The sequence below is a fragment of the Neisseria sp. P0009.S007 genome (assembly GCF_051962515.1).
Map to the genome: position 1 here is coordinate 1 of NZ_JBQCVF010001265.1, position 239 is coordinate 239.

At 72.4% G+C, this 239-nt stretch carries 1 pseudogene; it reads left to right on the forward strand.

From position 1 onward, the window contains the following. Positions 1–32: 32 nt before the first annotated feature. A pseudogene (locus ACTHS3_RS18550) lies at positions 33–239 on the forward strand (hypothetical protein); the annotation flags it as partial.

Below are 239 nucleotides of genomic sequence, written 5' to 3' on the forward strand. Positions count from 1 at the left end.
GGCATGATCCGCGCACCCCAGGGAGGCCAGTGATGGAGCTCGCCCGCTCGGCCCACGTCGACACGTTCGCCCGGGACCACCTGCCTCCGGACGACCAGTGGCCGACGCTGGAGTTCACGACCGACTCCTTGCAGTTCCCCGAGCGACTGAACGCGGCCGTCGAGCTCATCGACGTGCCCGTCGCCCGGTTCGGTCCCGACCGGGTGGCGCTGCGCACCCCGGCCGGCGAGGTGTGGACG